16 protein-coding genes are annotated in these 19,349 nt (G+C 73.9%); 4 read left to right on the forward strand and 12 right to left on the reverse strand.

The genetic code is table 11. The annotated features are described in order from the left end of the window. Window positions 1-6 precede the first annotated feature (6 nt). From kdpB to kdpF, 3 genes are read right to left on the reverse strand one after another with little or no spacing between them, the layout of a single operon-like run. Complete coding sequence (gene kdpB, locus ACFQ8C_RS26010; RefSeq protein WP_383461817.1) at window positions 7-2,112, reverse strand: potassium-transporting ATPase subunit KdpB; 2,106 nt, start codon at window positions 2,110-2,112, stop codon at window positions 7-9. Then, window positions 2,109-3,773, reverse strand: coding sequence for a potassium-transporting ATPase subunit KdpA (kdpA, locus tag ACFQ8C_RS26015; protein ID WP_383461819.1), 1,665 nt, complete (start codon window positions 3,771-3,773; stop codon window positions 2,109-2,111). The genes kdpB and kdpA overlap by 4 nt, the downstream gene beginning before the upstream one ends. An 8-nt stretch (window positions 3,774-3,781) precedes the next feature. Further along, complete coding sequence (kdpF, locus tag ACFQ8C_RS26020) at window positions 3,782-3,871, reverse strand: K(+)-transporting ATPase subunit F (protein WP_033204243.1); 90 nt, start codon at window positions 3,869-3,871, stop codon at window positions 3,782-3,784. Window positions 3,872-4,309: 438 nt separating this feature from the next. On the opposite strand from kdpF, the gene pucL reads away from it, so the two are divergent. Further along, window positions 4,310-5,230, forward strand: a complete 921-nt coding sequence (pucL, locus tag ACFQ8C_RS26025; RefSeq protein ID WP_383461820.1) for a factor-independent urate hydroxylase — start codon at window positions 4,310-4,312, stop codon at window positions 5,228-5,230. Between the two features lie 17 nt (window positions 5,231-5,247). Here the strand turns inward: pucL and crcB are convergent, their stop codons facing one another. Genes crcB through ACFQ8C_RS26040 form a run of 3 tightly spaced genes read right to left on the reverse strand, consistent with a single transcriptional unit; the run spans window position 5,248 to window position 6,391 of the window. Continuing rightward, window positions 5,248-5,601 (reverse strand): fluoride efflux transporter CrcB, encoded by a 354-nt coding sequence (crcB, locus tag ACFQ8C_RS26030; protein WP_383461822.1) that lies wholly within the window; start codon window positions 5,599-5,601, stop codon window positions 5,248-5,250. Further along, window positions 5,598-5,981: a DUF190 domain-containing protein gene (locus tag ACFQ8C_RS26035; protein ID WP_383461824.1), complete on the reverse strand. Its 384-nt coding sequence runs from the start codon at window positions 5,979-5,981 to the stop codon at window positions 5,598-5,600. Before ACFQ8C_RS26035 ends, crcB begins: the two co-directional genes overlap by 4 nt. Next, window positions 5,978-6,391, reverse strand: coding sequence for a fluoride efflux transporter FluC (locus ACFQ8C_RS26040; RefSeq protein ID WP_383461826.1), 414 nt, complete (start codon window positions 6,389-6,391; stop codon window positions 5,978-5,980). Before ACFQ8C_RS26040 ends, ACFQ8C_RS26035 begins: the two co-directional genes overlap by 4 nt. 631 nt (window positions 6,392-7,022) lie before the next feature. On the opposite strand from ACFQ8C_RS26040, the gene ACFQ8C_RS26045 reads away from it, so the two are divergent. Further along, window positions 7,023-8,282 (forward strand): IS701 family transposase, encoded by a 1,260-nt coding sequence (locus tag ACFQ8C_RS26045; protein ID WP_383461828.1) that lies wholly within the window; start codon window positions 7,023-7,025, stop codon window positions 8,280-8,282. 193 nt (window positions 8,283-8,475) lie between these two features. On the opposite strand, the gene ACFQ8C_RS26050 is transcribed toward ACFQ8C_RS26045, so the two are convergent. The 4 genes from ACFQ8C_RS26050 to ACFQ8C_RS26065 form a co-directional block, all read right to left on the reverse strand. Further along, window positions 8,476-10,527: a helix-turn-helix domain-containing protein gene (locus tag ACFQ8C_RS26050; RefSeq protein WP_383461830.1), complete on the reverse strand. Its 2,052-nt coding sequence runs from the start codon at window positions 10,525-10,527 to the stop codon at window positions 8,476-8,478. A gap of 158 nt (window positions 10,528-10,685) precedes the next feature. Next, window positions 10,686-11,693: a BTAD domain-containing putative transcriptional regulator gene (locus ACFQ8C_RS26055; RefSeq protein WP_383461832.1), complete on the reverse strand. Its 1,008-nt coding sequence runs from the start codon at window positions 11,691-11,693 to the stop codon at window positions 10,686-10,688. A 361-nt stretch (window positions 11,694-12,054) separates the two neighbouring features. Next, on the reverse strand, window positions 12,055-12,522 hold the full coding sequence (locus ACFQ8C_RS26060; RefSeq protein ID WP_383461834.1) for a DUF1772 domain-containing protein: 468 nt from the start codon (window positions 12,520-12,522) through the stop codon (window positions 12,055-12,057). An 84-nt stretch (window positions 12,523-12,606) separates the two neighbouring features. Continuing rightward, on the reverse strand, window positions 12,607-14,202 hold the full coding sequence (locus tag ACFQ8C_RS26065; protein ID WP_383461836.1) for a von Willebrand factor type A domain-containing protein: 1,596 nt from the start codon (window positions 14,200-14,202) through the stop codon (window positions 12,607-12,609). Between the two features lie 265 nt (window positions 14,203-14,467). Between ACFQ8C_RS26065 and ACFQ8C_RS26070 the strand changes: the two genes are divergently transcribed. Next, the gene (locus ACFQ8C_RS26070; RefSeq protein ID WP_383461837.1) at window positions 14,468-15,187 is read left to right on the forward strand and encodes a DNA-binding response regulator; all 720 of its coding nucleotides are present in this window, start codon (window positions 14,468-14,470) and stop codon (window positions 15,185-15,187) included. Window positions 15,188-15,208: 21 nt separating this feature from the next. Here the strand turns inward: ACFQ8C_RS26070 and ACFQ8C_RS26075 are convergent, their stop codons facing one another. Continuing rightward, on the reverse strand, window positions 15,209-16,114 hold the full coding sequence (locus ACFQ8C_RS26075) for an ABC transporter permease (RefSeq protein WP_383461839.1): 906 nt from the start codon (window positions 16,112-16,114) through the stop codon (window positions 15,209-15,211). After that, window positions 16,111-18,756 (reverse strand): alpha/beta fold hydrolase, encoded by a 2,646-nt coding sequence (locus ACFQ8C_RS26080; RefSeq protein ID WP_383461840.1) that lies wholly within the window; start codon window positions 18,754-18,756, stop codon window positions 16,111-16,113. The genes ACFQ8C_RS26075 and ACFQ8C_RS26080 overlap by 4 nt, the downstream gene beginning before the upstream one ends. Before the next feature lie 142 nt (window positions 18,757-18,898). On the opposite strand from ACFQ8C_RS26080, the gene ACFQ8C_RS26085 reads away from it, so the two are divergent. Continuing rightward, window positions 18,899-19,324, forward strand: a complete 426-nt coding sequence (locus ACFQ8C_RS26085) for a GNAT family N-acetyltransferase (protein ID WP_383461842.1) — start codon at window positions 18,899-18,901, stop codon at window positions 19,322-19,324. The last annotated feature ends 25 nt before the right edge of the window (window positions 19,325-19,349 follow it).

A 19,349-nucleotide genomic window follows, 5' to 3' on the forward strand; every position in this document is an offset into this window, starting at 1 on the left:
CGGTGATCAGCCGATTCCGGGGATGAGGGTGAGGAGCATGTCGATGAGCTTGATGCCGATGAAGGGGGCGACCAGGCCGCCGAGTCCGTAGACCGCGAGGTTGCGGCGGAGCATCGCGTCGGCGCTCGACGGCCGGTAGCGGACGCCCTTCAGCGCCAGCGGGACGAGGGCGACGATGATCAGCGCGTTGAAGACGACGGCGGAGAGGATCGCGGACTCGGGCGAGTGCAGGCCCATGATGTTGAGCTTGTCCAGCGCCGGATAGGCGACGGTGAACATCGCGGGGATGATCGCGAAGTACTTCGCCACGTCGTTGGCGATCGAGAAGGTCGTCAACGCGCCTCGGGTGATGAGGAGTTGCTTGCCGATCTCGACGATCTCGATGAGCTTGGTCGGGTCGGAGTCGAGGTCGACCATGTTGCCGGCCTCCTTCGCGGCCGACGTGCCCGTGTTCATCGCCACCCCGACGTCGGCCTGCGCGAGCGCGGGCGCGTCGTTGGTGCCGTCGCCGGTCATCGCGACGAGCTTGCCGCCGGCCTGCTCGCGCTTGATGAGGGCCATCTTGTCCTCGGGGGTGGCCTCGGCGAGGAAGTCGTCCACACCGGCCTCCTCGGCGATGGCCTTCGCGGTCAGCGGGTTGTCACCCGTGATCATGACGGTCCTGATGCCCATGCGGCGCAGCTCGTCGAACCGTTCGCGCATGCCCTCCTTGACGACGTCCTTGAGGTGGATGACGCCCAGGACGCGGGCGCCCTTGTCGTCCTTGACGGCGACGAGGAGCGGGGTGCCGCCGGCCTGGGAGATGGCGTCGGTGAGTTCCTGGGCGTCCTCGGCGACCTCGCCGCCGTTCTCCTTCACCCACGCCACGACGGAGCCGGTGGCTCCCTTGCGCACCTTCCTGCCGTCGACGTCGACGCCGGACATGCGGGTCTGGGCGGTGAACTCGATCCACGTCGCGTGGGCGAGTTCGCCCTGGTGGCGCTCGCGCAGCCCGTACTTCTCCTTGGCCAGGACCACCACCGAGCGGCCCTCGGGGGTCTCGTCCGCGAGGGACGACAGCTGGGCGGCGTCGGCCAGTTCGGCGGCGGTGGTGCCGCGTACGGGGACGAACTCGGCGGCCTGCCGGTTGCCCAGCGTGATCGTGCCGGTCTTGTCGAGGAGCAGTGTCGACACGTCGCCGGCGGCCTCGACCGCGCGTCCCGACATGGCGAGGACGTTGCGCTGGACGAGGCGGTCCATGCCCGCGATGCCGATCGCCGAGAGCAGCGCCCCGATGGTCGTCGGAATCAGGCAGACGAGCAGCGCGGTGAGGACGATCAGCGAGGTCTGCCCGTCGGCGCCCGCGTAGATCGCGAACGGCTTCAGCGTGACGACGGCGAGCAGGAAGACGATGGTGAGGGACGCCAGCAGGATGTTGAGCGCGATCTCGTTCGGCGTCTTCTGCCGGGCGGCGCCCTCGACCAGGCCGATCATCCGGTCGATGAAGGTCTCGCCGGGCTTCGTCGTGATCCTCACGACGATGCGGTCGGAGAGGACCTTCGTGCCGCCCGTCACGGCGCACCGGTCGCCGCCGGACTCGCGGATGACGGGGGCGGACTCGCCGGTGATGGCCGACTCGTCGACGGACGCGACGCCCTCGACGACGTCGCCGTCGCCGGGGATGACGTCGCCGGCCTCGCAGACCACCAGGTCGCCGACGCGCAGCTCCGTGCCCGGGACCCGCTCCTCGTCCCTCCCGGTGATCCGGCGGGCGACGGTGTCGGTCTTGGCCTTGCGCAGCGTGTCGGCCTGGGCCTTGCCCCGGCCCTCGGCGACCGCCTCGGCGAGGTTGGCGAAGATCGTGGTCAGCCACAGCCAGGCGGTGATCGCCCAGCCGAACCAGTCCCCCGGATGCGCCACCGCCAGCACGGTGGTGACGACCGAACCGACCAGCACCACGAACATGACCGGCGCCTTGACCATCACGCGCGGGTCGAGCTTGCGGAGCGCGTCCGGGAAGGAGGCGAGCAGCTGCCTGGGGTCGAAGAGTCCGCCGCCGACGCGTCCGGTCTCGGCGGGCCGTCCGGCGGGCGCCCCGCTCTTCGGGGGCCGGGTGGGGGTGAGGGTGCTCATGCTGCGAGTCCTTCGGCGAGCGGTCCCAGGGCGAGGGCCGGGAAGTAGGTGAGACCGGCGACGATCATGATCGTGCCAACGAGAAGGCCCGTGAACAGCGGCTTCTCCGTGCGCAGGGTGCCCGCCGTCTCGGGGACGGGCGTCTGCTCGGCGAGCGAGCCGGCCAGCGCGAGGACGAACACCATCGGCAGGAACCGTCCCAGCAGCATCGCGATGCCGATGGTCGAGTTGAACCACTGCGTGTCGGCGTTCAGGCCGGCGAACGCCGAACCGTTGTTGTTGGCGCCCGAGGTGAAGGCGTACAGGATCTCGGAGAAGCCGTGGGCGCCGGAGTTGGTCATCGAGTGCGCCGGGGTGTCCAGGACGAACGAGGCGGCCGTGAAGCAGAGCACCAGGGCCGGGGTGACCAGGATGTAGCAGGCCGCGAACTTGATCTCGCGGGTGCCGATCTTCTTGCCCAGGTACTCCGGGGTCCGGCCGACCATCAGGCCGGCGATGAACACGGCGATGACCGCCATGATCAGCATGCCGTACAGGCCCGACCCGACACCGCCGGGCGCGATCTCGCCGAGCTGCATGCCCAGCATCGTGATCCCGCCGCCGAAACCGGTGGAGGAGGAGTGGAAGGAGTTCACCGCGCCCGTCGACGTCAGCGTCGTCGCCACCGAGAACAGCGACGAGCCGGCGATCCCGAAGCGGGTCTCCTTGCCCTCCATCGCCCCGCCGGCCAGCTCGAACGCCGGTCCGCGCCCCGCGAACTCGGTCCACATCATCAGCGCGGTGAAACCGAGCCAGATCACGGCCATCGTGCCGAGGATCGCGTACCCCTGCCGCAGCGAGCCGACCATCCGCCCGAAGGTGCGGGTCAGCGCGAAGGGGATGACCAGGATCAGGTAGATCTCGAAGAGGTTGGACAGCCCGTTGGGGTTCTCGAAGGGATGGGCCGAGTTGGCGTTGAAGTAACCGCCGCCGTTCGTGCCCAGCTCCTTGATGACCTCCTGGGAGGCGACCGCGCCGCCGTTCCACTGCTGGGTGCCGCCCGTGAACTGCCCGACCTCGTGGATGCCGGAGAAGTTCTGGATCGCGCCGCAGGCCACCAGGACGAGCGCGCCGACCACCGCCATCGGCAGCAGGATCCGGACCGTGCCCCGGACCAGGTCGGCCCAGAAGTTGCCGAGCTCGCCGGTACGGGACCGGGCGAAGCCGCGTACGAGCGCCACCGCCACGGCCATGCCGACCGCCGCCGACACGAAGTTCTGCACCGCCAGGCCGCCGGTCTGCACGACGTGGCCCATGGCCTGCTCGCCGTAGTACGACTGCCAGTTGGTGTTCGCCACGAAGGAGGCGGCGGTGTTGAAGGCCTGGTCGGGGTCGATCGACACGAACCCGAGCGAGCCGGGCAGCACGCCCTGGACCCGCTGGAGCAGGTACAGGAAGAGGACGCTCACGGCGGAGAAGGCGAGGACCCCGCGCAGATACGCCGGCCAGCGCATCTCCACCGACGGGTTCGCGCCGATCGCCTTGTAGACCCACTTCTCGGGTCTCAGGTGCCGTTCCGAGGAGTAGACGCGCGCCATGTGGTCGCCCAGCGGCCGGTACGACAGGCCGAGCGCGGCGACGAGCGCCAGGAGCTGGAGGACTCCAGCGAGGACGGGACTCATCTCGGGGCTCAGAACCTCTCGGGCTTGACGAGGGCGAGGACGAGATAGCCCAGGAGGGCGGCGGCCACGAGGAGACCGACGATGTTCTCGGCACTCACAGCTTCGCCACCCCCTTGGCGATGAACGCCACCAGCGCGAAGACCGCGAGCGCGGTGGCGACGAAGGCCAGATCGGCCATCGTGACTCCCGGAGAAGAAGGAAGAACGGATTCTCGGACGAGATGAGGAAACCTCCTTCCCGACCCCTCGCCGCCTCCGTTGACGTGCCCCTAACGCCGCGAATGCCCGTCTTGACGCTTCCCGTACAGGCGGGCCGCCCGCCGCCCGCGGGCGCGCCCCGCGCCCCTCTCCCATTGCCAGTGACCTGGAAGGCACCTATCTTCGAGCCACACCTACGGACCGGGATGCTCGTCAGTCCCGGGGCGGCCCGCCGTTCACGGGCCGGACGGCGGGGAGCGCACGGCCGCGGGACGCGGGCGCGCTGGACGCCGGGCGTACGGGATATCCGTATCCGCGTACCCGCAGGAGCTGAACCGCATGAGCAAGCACGTCCTGGCCCAGAACCAGTACGGCAAGGCCGAGAACCGCATCGTCAGGATCGCCCGCAGGGGCGGCGAGGACGGCGCCTGGCACGAGATCCGCGACCTGAACGTGTCGGTGGCGCTGCGCGGCGAGTACCGCGACGTCCACCTGACCGGCGACAACGCCAACTGCCTGCCGACCGACACCACCAAGAACACGGTCTACGCCTTCGCCAAGGAGCACGGCGTCACCTCCCCCGAGGCCTTCGCGATCCACCTCGCCCGGCACTTCGTGACCTCGCAGGAGGTGATCCGCGAGGCGCAGGTCCGCGTCGAGGAGTACGCCTGGGAGCGGATCCCCGTCCCCACCCGCAAGGAGCAGCACTCCTTCGTCCGCAAGGGCCAGGAGGTGCGCACCGCGCAGGTCACGTACAGCGAGGCCACCGGCCTCCAGGTGCTGTCCGGGCTGAAGGACCTGACCGTGATGAACTCGACCAACTCCGAGTTCCACGGCTACCTCAAGGACGGGTACACGACGCTCCGGGAGGCGTACGACCGGATCCTGGCCACCAAGGTCACCGCCCGCTGGGCGAACTCGGCGACGGCCGCGGCGGACCCGGAGCACGACTGGGACCGCTCCTACGAGAAGACCCGCCGCCACATGCTGGAGGCGTTCGCGGAGACGTACAGCTACTCGCTCCAGCAGACCCTGCACGCGATGGCCTGCCGGGTCCTCGACCACGTGCCGACGGTCAACGAGGTGCGGCTCAACCTGCCGAACAAGCACCACTTCCTGGTGGACCTGGAGCCCTTCGGCCTGAAGAACGAGAACGAGGTGTACTTCGCGGCGGACCGCATGTACGGCCTCATCGAGGGCACCGTCCACCGCGACGGCGTCCAGCCGGTGATCGCCACCTCGGACTGGATCACCGCCTGACGGTGGCGCGACCCGGCCTACAGCAGCCCGGCCGCCTCGGTTCCGAGCCATACGGCTCCGAGCCCGGCGGTCAGGCTGCCCGCCACGTTCAGGACCGCGTACCCCTTCGCCCCGCCCTCGTACAGCTTCAGCGTCTCGTACGAGAAGGTCGAGTACGTGGTGAGGGCACCGCACAGGCCGGTGCCGAGCAGCAGGTGCGCCTGCGCCGAGGTGACGCCGGTGAGCAGGCCGAGGGTGAACGACCCCACGACGTTGACGGTGAAGGTCCCCCAGGGGAAGACCGAGTCGTGGCGGGCCTGCACGGCCCGGTCCGTGAGGTAGCGCAGGGGCGCGCCCACGGCGGCGCCGAGGGCGACGAGCAGCCAGTTCACTCCGCCGGCGTCCCTTCCGGGGCGTCGGCGCCGCCCGCCCAGCGCACCACCTCGCACGCGTCGAGGACCACCAGACCGCCCGTCACCAGCTCCTCGACCTCCGGCAGGAAGGCGTGGATCCGCTCCTCCTCGTCCACGATCAGGACCGCCACCGGCAGGTCCTCGCTGAGCGAGAGGATCCGGGCGGTGTGGATGAGGGCGGCGCCGCCGAAGCCCTCGACGCCCCGGAAGACGGAGGCACCGGCCAGACCGGCGGCGTGGGCGCGGTGCACGATCTCGCTGGAGAGCGGACGGTGGTGCCAGGTGTCGTTCTCTCCGACGACGATCGTCAGCCGCAGCGCCGGACCGGTGACGTGCCTCCGCCGCTCCGGCCGGGTCACGCCGTCTCCCTCCGCACCCACACCGCGCGGCCCGCGGTGACGCCGGCCACGACGGCGGCGAGCGCGGTGAACAGGGTCCCGCCCAGGTAGAGCACGCCTTCGGCGGGGCTGCCCGCCCCGAACAGGCCCCGGGTGTCGAGCGCGTACGTCGAGAAGGTGGTGAAGCCGCCGCAGAACCCGGTGCCGAGGAAGGGCCTCAGGAGCGGGTGCGGAGCGGTCGGGGCCTCGGTGGCGAAGACCATCAGCAGGCCGATCAGGGCGCAGCCGACGGCGTTGACCAGGAAGATCGTCCAGGGGAAGGTGCCGGGCCCGGTCGGCCAGACGAGGGTCGCCGCGTAGCGGGCGAACGCGCCGAGCACACCGCCGGCGGCCACCACCGCGACGACCGGCACCTGTTCCCGCGCTCCCATACCCCCAGGTTAAGGGCGGGGCGGCCGGGCCGGGCGCGAGGCCGCGGGACGCCGGGGACGTGCCGTGGAGCGAGGCGCACGGGCACGGTACCGGCCTGGGGCATTAACCGGGTCCTGCCCGTGTCGCCTCGCTCTGCGATGGTCCGGCGACGGAGCGCGACGGGTCAAAGCGGGTCCGGTGAGTCTGTCAGCTCCTCCGGGGCGGGATCCGCGGCACCGGAAGAAGGCCCGAAGGAAGTCCGAAGAAGGTCCGAAGAAGGTCCGAAGGAGGTCCGGAGGAGGTCCGGAGGGGGAGGCCTCGGGGCGGGGCGGGGGAGGTTCCCGGGGAGGTTCCCGCCACGGCGCCGGGGAGGTCCGGGGAGGCGCCGGGGGGTGTGGTCCGGCCACCACCCCGCCCTCGGAGGGTGGTGCGGGGGCACTCCGAAGGCGGTCCGGGGGCGGTTCGGGGCTGGTTCGCGGTCCGTTCGGGAGGGGGCGAGGCGCAGGTCAGGGGCGTGACGGTGGTCCGGCCACCATCCGGCGGCCGATTCGGGTGCCGGGTCCACCTCGTCGGGACGGGGGTGGAGGGGCGACGGTGGAGGGGCAGCGGGAGGCAGCTGCGCATCCTTCGGGCAGGACGGGCAGGAGTGTCGTGAGTACATCCGTCGCAATCAAGCGCGAGACGGTCGCCATGGCCGCCACGCCGACCGTGCCGCGGCCCCGGGTCCGCGCCGTGCCCCGGGCCGCCGCGCCGCGCCCCGGAGAGTCCGTCTACACCGACCTGACCTCCGCGCTCTTCTCCGGCTTCGCCCGCCGCGACCAGCGTCTGAAGGCCGAGCAGTACCTGCACGGGCTGCTGACCGCGCAGGGCCGCAAGTCGATCCGGAACATCGCCGCGCAGATCGGCGGGCCGGCCGCCGAGCAGAGCCTGCACCACTTCATCTCCAGCTCCACCTGGGACTGGCAGCCGATGCGGGCCTCGCTCGGGCGGTTCCTGGAGCGCGGCGGGCACCCGCAGGCCTGGGTGGTGCGGCCGATGCCGATCCCGAAGGCCGGCGAGCACTCGGTGGGCGTGGACCGGCGCTTCGACCCGGAGCGCGGGCAGGTCTTCCAGGGCCAGCAGGCGTTCGGCGTGTGGTTCGCCGGCGAGGAGCTGAGCGCTCCGGTCAACTGGCGGCTGTTCCTGCCGGACCCGTGGGTGAACGACCGCACGCGGCGCGACCGCGCGGAGGTGCCCGACGAGGCCGGCGAGGAGACGCTGGAGGAGTGCGCGGTCTCCGCCGCCCTCGACACCGCGCGCTGGACCGACATCACCCGCAAGCCGGTGCTCCTCGACATCAGGGGCGGGGCCGGCCGGGCGGCGCTGGCGCGGCTCGCCGCGGCCGGGGTGCCGGTGGTGGCGCGGATCGGGGCCGGCTCGCGGCTCGCGATCGCGGACCGCTCGCTGCCCGGTTTCGGCGCGGGCCCGCTGCCCGCGGCGCAGATACTCGAGTCCCTGAAGGGACTGCGCAGGCCGGTGAGCTGGGTGGACACGGTCGGCGGCGCGCGGACCTCGCGGACCTCGCTCGCGACGGCCGTCCGGGTCGCCCTGCCCTCCCCCGGCGGGGAGCGGATGCGGCCGCTGATGCTGCTCGGCGAGTGGGACGACCCGCGCCGGGGCCCGGCCCGGGTGTGGATCAGCGACCTGACGCAGGCGACGGTCGGTTCGCTGCTGCGGCTGACCAAGCTGGCGCAGCGGGTGGACCGGGACTTCGCCGCCGTCGGCGAGGCGGCGGGGCTGCGGGACTTCGTGGGCCGCTCCTACCGGGGCTGGCACCGGCACATCACGCTGGCCTCGGCCGCGCACACGGCGACGGTGCTCGGCTCGGCGTGGGAGTCGGCGGGCCACGCCGCACGGCGCGCGGCCGGCTGACGCGCCCTCTGACGCCTCCCGGCCGGACCCCGTCCGGCCGTCCGCCCGAGCCCGCCCCAACGGGCCACCGGAGCGGGGTGCCCGTCCGCGTGACGCGGACGGGCACTCACGTGCGTGTGTGACGGCCACGCACGCGTGCGTGGCGGGTGTCCCGCGGAGTCCGTAGAGCCCGTGGAGCCCGTGGAGCCCGTGGTCAGTCGAGGGGGCCGGCCGGGGGGCGGGGCGGGGCCGCGGCGGCGCGGCGGCGGCCGAGCACCTCGCGGGTGCGCTGGAGGCGCAGGGCGAGCTGGACCTCCAGGACCTGGCCGGGCTTCTGCCATTCGGGGCCGAGGAGTTCGCCGATGCGCTCCAGGCGGCGGGAGACGGTGTTGGGGTGGACGTGCAGGGCCTCGGCCGCGTTGGTGGGGCTGGCGCCGGAGGCGAAGTACGCCTCCAGGGTGCGGGTGAGGTCGGTGAGCCGCTCGGCGTCGTAGTCGAGGACGGGCCCGATCGCGTTCTCCACGAAGCCGTCGACGTCGTGGTCGTCGGAGAGCAGCATGCCGAGGAAGCCGAGGTCGGCGACGGCCGCGGCGGAACCGGTACCGCCGAGGGCGCTCATCGCGTCCAGGCAGCGCAGCGCCTCCGCGTAGAGCGGGCCGACGGCGTCGGGGCTTCCGCCGGGGCCGGCGGCGGCGACCGAGACGGGGTGGCCGAGGAGCGGGGTGAGCTCCTCGGAGACGGCGGAGGCGGCGGCGGAGGCGTCCACTCCGGGGAGCAGCAGCACGACGCAGCCGCCCTGGACGGTCTTGAGGCCGGAGAGGCGGTACGCGTACGAGGACGCCCAGACCACGGCCCGGCCCTGCTCGCCGCCCTCCGGGCGGGCGACCACAAGGACGTGCGGTTTGCGCAGGTCCACGCCGAGGCGCCGGGCGCGCCGGGCGCTCTGCTGCGGGGAGTGCGGCGGGTCGGCGATGAGGTCGTCGAGGAGTTCGTCGCGGACGGGGCCCTCGGCGACGGCGGTGGAGCGCTGCATGAGGAGGAGCAGGGCGACGGACTGGGCGACGAGTTCGAGGAGTCGTTCGTCCTCGTCGGTGAGGCCGCCGTCGACGCGGACGACCAGGCCGCCGAGGTCCTCGGACCCGGCGATGACGGGGGCGACCCAGACGGAGTCGGCGGCGAGGACGGGCCGGCGCAGCGCGTGGGCATCGAGGGAGGCCTTGGCGACGGCCTCCTCGTCGAGGCCGGGGAAGTCGCCGCAGGCGGCGAGGCGGCGGCCGCCGGGGTCGCGGACCATCACGGTGGCGTCGAGGGCGTCGCCCGCGGCCTTGGCGACGTGCGGGAGGTCGCCGCCGGCGAGGACCAGGTTCATGATCCGGCCGTGGGCCTCGGAGACGTGCCGCATCCGGGTGAGGCTGGTGCGCACGCGGGCGCTGTCCCGTTCCAGTTCGAGGAGTTCGGCGCGGGTGCGGTCGAGGAGTCCGGCCTTCTCGACCGCGAGGGCGGCGAGGTCGGCGAGGGCGCCCAGCAGGGCGATCTCCTGCGGGGTGTGCTCGCGGACCCGGCGGTCGGCGCCGAAGAGGGCGCCGATGACGGAGTCGCCGCTGCGCAGCGGCACGGCGAGGACGGCGCGGAGTCCTTCGGCGCGGACGGCCTCGTCGCCGGGGTCGACCACCTCGGCGCCGTCGAGGGCGGCCGCCGGGTCGGGCGCCTCGCCGCTGGTGAACCGCTCGTCGGCGGGGTAGTCGGGGGTCCAGATGGGTTCGCCGGTGCGCTGGACGATGCCGCCGAGGCAGTTGCCGGCGCCGATGCGCAGTCCGACGCTGAGGCCGGGGCCGGTGGTGGCGCCGGTGTCGCCGCCGGTGCGGGAGCCCTCGGTGACGCGGATGTAGCAGGCGCCCTGGGGGCCGCGCAGGGTCACGTACGCCATGTCGAGGCCGAGGAGGCGGCGGGCGCGGCGGGCGACGATCCGGAGCAGGCCGTCCAGGTCGTAGCTGAGCGTCAGGTCGCGGGCGGTGTCGGTGAGGACGGCGAGGGAGGCGCCGCTGCGGGCGGCGCGGCCCCGGTCGGCGGCGCGCTCCTCGTGGAGGGAGCCGGCGAGGGCGACGGCCCGCTCCAGTCGGCCGAGTCCGGCCCCGTCGAGTCCGGCGAGCCGGGCCTCGTCGAGGACGGCCTCGAACTGGCCGGGCGCGGCCCGCCCGGCGAGCAGCTCCAGGACGGCGAGCAGCGCGTCGGCGCCCGCGCCCTCGTCCACTCCCCGCGTGTCCATCTCCCCCACCCCCGTCGTCTGGCCTGAATCGGGCACCTCGGCGGAAACCCGTCCTGGCGGCCGAACCTCATTCTGCCCCGGGAGCGGGTCAACGGTGACGTGCGGCACTTCATTCCCCGAGGTCCGCCGTCCCCCTCACGGGCGGACCCGACGTCGCGTCAGACGGCCATGGCCACACCCGCCGTGACGGTGCCGGCGCGGCCCGGCTGGGGCTGCGCGGGGACGCGCGGCACGGCGGGACCGTACCAACCGCCGGCGGGTACCGCGTCGAAGGCCGCGCGCGTGGTTCCGGGCCCGGTGGCGTATCCGAAGAGGGCCTCGGCGGAGGTGGCGGCGAGCGGGGTGCGGGCGCCCGCTCCGGCGCCCACGCGCGTGTGGCGGACGGCGAGGACGGAGTGCTGGAGCCGGCGGAGGCGGGCGCAGGGCTCCATGCCGGTCTCGCGGTGGAGGACCGTGCGCAGCCGCTCGTAGACGGCGAGGGCCTCCTCGTGGCGGCCGCAGCGGAGCAGGGCGACCATGAGGTGGGCCTGGAGCGGTTCGTTGGTGGCGTAGCGGGCCGCGAGCCCGGGCAGTTCGGAGAGGATCTCCTCGTGTCGGCCGAGGCCGAGCTGGGCCTCCACCCACTGGTCGAGGACGCTGAGGCGGGCGGACTCCAGGCGCTCGACCTCGCGGCGGAGGCAGGGGCCCGCGGCCACGCCCGCGTAGGGCTCGCCGTGCCAGAGGGCGAGGGCCTCGCCGAGTCGCAGCGAGGCGCGGACCAGGTCGCCGGCGTCCATGGCGCGGTATCCGGCGCCGGCCGCGCGCTCGAACTGTCCGATGTCGTGGACGCCGACGCCGGTGTCGAGGCGGTAGCCGCCGGGGAGCGAGACGAGGACCGCGTCGGCGGTGCGCCGCTCGGTCCAGCGGCCCGCGGCGGCGTCCTCCTCGGACTCGTGCAGGGCGCGGGCGATGAGCGCGCGCAGCTCCGCTATGTGGGCGGCGAGTTCGGTCCGGGCGCCGCGCGGGGCGCCGGACGGCCACAGCTCCTCTGTGAGGACGGTGACGGGCACGACCTGGCCGGCGAAGGCGGTGAGCAGGGCGAGGACCTGACGTGGTGCGGCCGCGGTCGGGGTGATCGATACCCCGCCTTCGCGGACCGACAACCCCCCCAGGATGTGGATGTCCACTATGCCCCCCTCGGTGTCTGCGCACGCGGATCCTCGGGTTGATTAAAAAAAGACCCCCCTGGTCATGTCAATAAGAAACCGGAAGGTATGAAATCCTGACCCCTGAAATCAGGGAGATTCGCCCAGTTTGATGGGATATAAGGACGACCTCTTCACGCCAGGGGCCGGAACTCGATCCATGCCAGCAACATGTTTCGGACTCACTAGTTTGGTTTTGAAGGGACCCTGTGGATGACGGGAGGGTGATCTTCGGCGAGATCGCGCCATCCGGGACGACAACCCGACCCGACGGTCTGTTTCACCGCCGGGCGCGGGCGGGGGAAAGCCGCCCGGCCGAGGGCCGGAGGCGAGGGTTCCGGTGTCAGCCGACGGCGGCGGCGGTGAGCAGGCCGAAGGCGGCGACGATCAGGGCCGTACGGATCCGGTGGTAGCCGTTCCAGCGCGACTCGAAGGCGGCGCGGGTCGCCGCCGGATCCTCGCCGGGACCCTCGGCGGTGGCGAGCGCGTTGTTGAGCGGGACGTTCCCGACGACCGTGACCAGGTGGTTGAGGACCGCGCAGACGAACCCGGCGAGGACCAGCCAGCGCTGCGTCCCGGTCCGGCCGTCCACCGGCACCAGATAGGCGGCGATCGGGAAGACCGCGGCGGCGAGGAAGACGGTCATGAAGACCGCCCTGGGCACCGCCTCGTTCACACGGCGCATCGCGGTGACGAACGCGGCGTCCGTGAGGCGGCCCAGGGCGGGCATGATCCCGGTGAGGAAGACGAGGAGGAATCCGGCGTAGAGGCCGGTGCTTCCTACGGCGAGGGCGAGCAGCAGGGTGGCCATGGGGTCATGATGCCGCCCCCGCCGCGCAGCCGCCCCCTCCCGTCGGGGCTCCCCTCACGCGCGCGCGACGGGAGCCCCGACGGCTCAGGCGTACGGGTCGCCCGAGCGGAACTCCCCCTCCCCCGCGGGCCGTTCCCCGATCAGCCGGTCGGCCTGGCGCACCGCTTCGGCCAGCTCCCCGACCACCGCCGAACCGGAACGTCCCCGGATGGCGTCGGCGTACCCGGCGAGCTCGCCGAGGCGCGGCGCGCCCGGCAGTGCGCCGCCGCCGCGCAGCTCCTCCGCGAAGTAGGCCGAGATCGCCGAGAGTTGCAGGCTGTCGTGACCGGCCTCCCAGAGCCCGGCGGACAGCGCGCCCGCCTCGACCGTGCCCGAACGCTCCTGCGGGGAACGGGAGTCGGGGTCCAGCCAGCGGACGGTCGCGGTGGCGATCCGGCCGCTCGCCCCGGGCCGGGTCTTCACCGCGTACAGGGCGGTGACCGTGTGGCCGGCGCCCACCTCGCCGCCGTCGACCCGGTCGTTCCGGAAGTCCTCGTCGGCGACCGCGCGGTTCTCGTAACCGATCAACCGGAACCGCTCCACGGTCTCCCGGTCGAAGGCGACCTGCGCCTTGGCGTCCCTGGCGCGGAGCTCGACCTGGGCGGGCAGCTGGTCGACGAAGACCCTGCGGGCCTGCTCCCGGGTGGAGACGTAGGTGGTCTGGCCGTCGCCCCGGTCGGCGAGCCGCTCCATCAGCTCGTCGCCGTAGTCGCTGCCGACGCCCACCCCGAAGAGGGTGATGCCGTGCTCCCTGCGCTGCTCGTCGATGCGGCCGAGGAGGGCGTCGGCCGCCGTCTCCCCGGTGTTGGCGAGGGCGTCGGAGAGCAGCACCACCCGGTTGGTGGCGCCCTTCCGGTGCCCCTCGGCGGCCACGTCGTAGCCGGTGCGCAGCCCTGCCTCCAGGTTGGTGGAGGAGCGGACGGCGAGGGCGTCGACCGCCTCGCGGACGCGGTGCCGGGCGTCGCCGAGCCGGGTCATCGGCAGCAGGGTCTCGGCCTCGTCGCTGAAGGCGACCAGCGCGACCGAGTCGTCGTCCCGGAGTCCGTCGGCGGCGAGCCCCAGGGCGTGCCGGGCGAGGTCGAGCCGGCCCGGCTCGCCCATCGAGCCGGAGACGTCGACGACGAAGGTGAGCGCGGCGGGCGGGCGTTCGCCGGCCCGGTCCGCGCCCCGGGTGGCGAGGCCGACCCGGACGAGGGACCAGCCCTCGGCGCCGGTGCGGGCGCCGTCGACGGTGACGCTGAAGCCGTCGTCGGCGGGGCGCGGGTAGTCGGGGCGGAAGCTGTTGACGAACTCCTCGGGCCGGACGGTGGCGGGGTCGGGCAGCCGGCCCTCGGCGAGCGAGCGGCGGGCATAGCCGTACGAGGCCGTGTCGACGTCGAGGGCGAAGGTGGAGAGGTAGTCGGGGGCGGGGCTCGGGGCCCGCTGCTCCCCCTCGGGCGCGCCCGTGGCCTGCCCGTCGGCCGGGGCGGAGGGGGCGGGCGTCGCGGCGCCGCGACCGCCGTCGGGGACCTGCGGCGCGGCCTTCCGGTGGTCGCCCGACTCGCTCGCCGAGTCGTTCGCCCCGCCGCCACAGCCGGCGGCGAGGAGCCCGGCGGCGAGCACCCCGGCGAGGACGGCACTTCTCCGGTGAGGACGCTTCATGGACAACTCCCCGTTTCGGTACGGCACTTGTTGCGGGCGCGCTCGACGTCGGGGACGACGCGGGCCGCGCCCGGCCTCTGCGACTGTGACGAACGGGAGGCGCGGGCGGACCCCGCGAAGGAGTTGCGGATGGATCTCGATGTGGCAACGGAAGGCGGAACGGGGGCCAGTGGCATGGAGACGCCAGGTTTGTCCACAGGGGTTGTCACCGTACGCAGTCACGTGAGTACATGGAGTGGACATCGATCGGCGGGGGTGGTCAGCGGTGGCAGAGAGCGCGGGCTCCGTGATGCTCGCCCGTTCGGCGATGAACCGGGCCGCGACCGAGGGGCAGCGGCCGGCGGGGCGCCCGGTCCGGGGCGCGCGGCGCATCAGCGCGGCGCTCGCCGGGCTGGCCGCCTCGACCCGGCACGAGCTGCTGACCTTCGACGATCCGGTGGCCTCGGCGTCCCGCGCGATCCCCGAGCCGTTCCTGGAGCTCGCGGGAGCGTGTATGCGCGCGGCGGCGGAGCGGGCCGGGGAGGTGCGGCGGATCGTGCCCCGGCACGCGCTGCCCCGGCTGGAGGACGGGCCGCGGATACCGGGGCGGGCGCGGTTCGCCGACACGATCCCCTTCAAGCTGATCGTCGTGGACCGGACGGTGGCGGCGGTCCCGCTCGATCTGGAGCTGCTGTACAACGGCCTGTTGCTGATCCGGGACCCGGTGGTGGTGCAGGCCCTGGTGCGGACTCATCACGCCTGCTGGACGACGGCGGAGGAACTGGTCCGCCTCCCGCCGCCCCGCTCCGCCTCCGGCGGGCCGCCGGAGCCGCTGCGGCCGGTCCTGGAGGCGCTGCTCTCGGGGCTCACGGACGAGGCGGCCGCGGCCCGGCTCGGCATGTCGGCGCGGACGTACAGCCGGCGCGTGGGCGAGCTGATGGCCGCCCTGGGAACGACGAGCCGCTTCCGCGCGGGCGCGGAAGCGGCTCGGAGGGGGTGGTTGTGAGCCCCGGGCGCGCGGGGCCGGTCAGGACACGATGTCCTTGCGGGCGAAGCCGCGGAAGGCGAGGGCGAAGAGGACCAGGGCGTAGGTGACGGAGATCGCCGCACCCTGGGCCATGCCGCCCCACTCCAGCCGGGGCTGGAGGGCGTCGATCCAGGCGAACTGCCAGTGCGCGGGCAGGAAGTCGCGCCAGTCGCCCAGCGCCGTGACCGCGTCCAGGACGTTGCCGACGATGGTCAGGCCGACGGCTCCGCCGACCGCGCCGAGCGGGGCGTCGGTGCGGGTGGAGAGCCAAAAGGCGAGCCCCGCGGTGACCAGTTGGGAGACGAGGACGAAGGAGGTGGCGATGAGCAGCCGCAGAACCGCCTCCCCGGCCGGGAGCGAGCCGCCGGTGGGGAGCTGGAGCGGACCCCAGCCGTAGGCGACCGTGCCGGCGGCGAGGGCGAGGAGCGGCAGGAGGAAGAGCGCGGCGGCGCTGTAGCCGAGCGCCACCGCCAGCTTGGCGGCGAGCAGCCGGGCCCGCGGCACGGGCGCGGCGAGGAGGTAGCGCAGGGAGGACCAGCCGGCCTCGGAGGCGACCGTGTCGCCGCAGAAGAGCGCCACGGGGATGACGAGCAGGAAACCGGCCGAGACGAAGAGGCAGGTCGCCGCGAAGTTGGCGCCCGAGGCCGTCGCCGTGTCGATGAGGGTGATCCGGCCTCCGCGGTCGTCGGCGTCGGGGCCGCCGATGGCGAAGGCCACGATCAGGACGAACGGCAGGGCGGCGAGCACCCCCGCCATCACGAGGGTGCGGCGGCGCTTCCACTGGCGCAGGGCCTCGACCCGCAGCGGCAGGGTGCGGCCGGGGCGATAGCCGGGGGCGAGCGCCTCCGGGCCGGAGCCGGGCCGGGGTCCGGGGCCGGGGCGGGGGCCGGTGTCCGTCGCGGTCATGCGGATCCTCCGATCAGGGTCAGGAAGGCGTCCTCCAGGCGTCGGTGCGGGCCGACGCCGGTCAGCGGGACGTCCAGGCGGACGAGTTCGCCGATGAGCGCGGTCGCGTCGGCGGTACCGCCGTCGGGGGCGTCGAGGCGGACCAGGAGGCCGTCCTCGGCGCGGACCGCCGAGCCGACCCCGGGCAGGGCGGCGACCTTCTCGACGAGCGCGTCGGCGACGGGTTCGCCGAGGGTGACGAGGAGGGTGTCGCCGGCCCCGGTGATCTCGGCGACCGGGCCGGCCTGGACCAGCTGTCCGCGGTCCATGACGACGAGATGGGTGCAGGACTGCTCGACCTCCGCCAGGAGGTGACTGGAGACGATGACGGTGCGGCCGCCCGCGGCGTACCGGATCATCACCTCCCGCATCTCGCGGATCTGCGGCGGGTCGAGGCCGTTGGTGGGTTCGTCGAGGATGAGCAGGTCGGGCAGGCCGAGCATGGCCTGGGCGATGGCGAGGCGCTGGCGCATGCCCTGCGAGTAGGTGCGGACGGCCCGTTCGAGGGCGCCGCCGAGGTTGGCGATGCGCAGGGCCTCGTCGAGGTGGGCGTCCTCGGCGGGGCGGCCGGTGGCCTTCCAGTACAGCTCCAGGTTCTCCCGGCCGGTGAGGTGCGGCAGGAAGCCGGCGCCCTCGACGAAGGAGCCGACCCGGGAGAGGACCGGGGCGCCGGGCCGGATGGCCTGGCCGAAGACGCGGATCTCGCCCTCGTCGGGGGTGATCAGGCCCATGAGCATCCGCAGGGTGGTGGTCTTCCCGGCGCCGTTGGGGCCGAGGAGGCCGAGGACCTGGCCCTGTTCGACGCGGAAGGAGAGGTCACGGACGGAGTACCGCTCGCCGCCCTTGTACTTCTTCGACAGGCCGGTGATCTGGAGGGGCACGGCGGCGAGCCCGGGCTCCGGTGCCGGGCCGGCGGTGCGGCGCCGGGCGGTCAGGAGGAGGGCGGCGGCGACGGCGAGGCCGAGCAGCGGCAGGCCCCAGACCCACCAGGGCAGGCCGGCGGCCTGGGTGGTGACGGCCGGCGCGGTCGGCACCGTGAGGGGGCCTTCGACGGCGACGGTGTAGCCGGCGGTGGTCGGCGGGGAGGCGTAGCCGAGGTCGGTGGCGGAGACGACGAGACGGAGCCGGTGACCGGCCTCCACCTCGTGGTCGATCGCGGGCAGGGTGAGGGTGACGGACCGGCCCTTCCCGGCGTCCTCGACCCGGACCGGGGCCACGAGCTGGGCGGGCAGCACCTGTCGGCGGCCGTCGGGGCCGACGTCGTACACCTTGGCGAAGAGGACGGCGGCGCCGTCGGATGCGGTCGAGGCGACCTCGACCCGGACGGTCGGGGTGCCGGTGACGCGGAGCGGCTCGGTCGTCGGGGCCGTGTCGAAGCGGGCGTGCTGGCCGGGGAAGTCGAGGGCGAGGCCGACCCCGAGGGAGGAGGAGAGTCCGCCGAGGCCGCCGCCGAGGCCCGGCACGGCGGAGACGGCGGGCGGAGCGCCGCCGGCCGGGTTGGCGAAGCGCTGCCGGGGGCCGGTGAGGGCGAGTTCGCGGGTGGCTTCGCGCAGGCCCGGGTAGCGGTCGGCGGTGGCCGCGCGGAGGGTGGCGCGGCCGTCGGTGGAGTCGACTCCGCCGGTGCGGCTGACGCGGAAGGCGGGCCCGGTGTCGGCGGAGGCGTCCTTCTTCAGCCAGCGGTCGAACCAGGCGCCGATCCGGTCCTCGACGCGTCCGGTCTCGCGGTCGCCGCCGTCGTGGCCGCCGGCGGTCCAGTCGACGGCGACGGGGGCGCCGTTGGCGGTGAGGGCGCGGGCCATCGCGTCGGACTGGTCGAGGGTGAAGAGGGAGTCGGTCTGGCCCTGCACGATGAGGGTGGGGACCTTGATCCGGTCGCCGACGGCGGAGGGGCTGCGGGCCTCCAGGAGGGCGCGGGCCTCGGCGTCGGGCCGGCCGGAGACGGCGACGCGTTCCCTCAGGGCGCAGACCTCGGGGGCGAAGCGGCCGCAGGCGTCGCCCCGGGCGTCGGCGCCCATCGAGAAGAGGATGCCGGACCACAGCTTCTTGTAGACGCCCCCGGGGAAGAGGGCGTCGGCGAGGTTCCAGTAGGTGATCTGCGGGGCGATGGCGTCGACGCGGGGGTCGTGCCCGGCGGCGAGGAGGGAGATCGCGCCGCCGTAGGAGGCGCCGGTGACGCCGACGCGCGGGTCGCCCGCCGTGTCGAGCAGGACCTCGGGGCGGGCGGCGAGCCAGTCGACGAGGCCGCGCACGTCCGCGACCTCGTGCTCGGGGTCGTTGAGGCCGATCTTCCCGCCGGAGGCGCCGAAGCCGCGCGCGGACCAGGTGAGGACGGCGTACCCGTCGCGGGCGAACCGTTCGGCCTGCGGGCGGACGTCGTCCTTGGAGCCGCCGAAGCCGTGCGCGAGCAGGACGGCGGGGCGGCGGCCGGTGCCGGCGCCGGTGAAGTACGAGGTGTCGATCCGCACCCCGTCGAGGGTGAGGGCCCGGTCCTCGCGCTGGACGGGCGGGGGTTCGTCCAGGGCGGCGGCGGTCCAGGTGCCGGCGCCCGCGAGGACGGCGAGGACGGCGGTGACCGCGGCCCACCGGGGAAGTCGGAGTCGCATGGCACCGAGCCTAGGCGGCGCGTCCGTGCGCGGGCGGCGCCCCGGGACGGAGATCGGCGGCCTCCTGGAGGCGTACGGAGTACGGTCCGCGTACAGCGGTCGCGGTACGCCCGTGGCCGGCGGCTTCGTGCGAGGAGGCGTGGTGGCGGACGGGTTCGAGATCCGGCGGGCCGGGACGGTGGCCGAACTGCTGGCGGCGGAGCACCTGTACGACGGTCCCGCGCGGCCGGAGTGGGCGGAGCGTTTCCTCGCCTCCCCCGGTCATCTGATGCTGGTCGCGTACACCGGGGACGGGGTGCCCGCCGGGTTCGTGACGGGGATCGAGATGATCCACCCGGACAAGGGCGCCGAGCTGTGCCTGTACGAGCTGGGGGTCGACGAGGGGTACCGGCGGCGCGGGCTCGGCCGGGCGCTGACCGAGGCGCTGCTCGCGGCGGCCAGGGAGCGGGACTGCGTGGGCGCGTGGGTGCCGGTGGACACGGACAACGGCCCGGCGCTCGCCACGTACCGCTCGGCGGGTGCGGCGGACGAGGGGGTGTGCGCGATCCGCGCCTGGTCCTTCGACTGAACCGGGCGGAGCCGGACCGGCCGTC

This window comes from Streptomyces sp. NPDC056503 (assembly GCF_042794995.1).
Classification (GTDB): Bacteria; Actinomycetota; Actinomycetes; order Streptomycetales; family Streptomycetaceae; genus Streptomyces.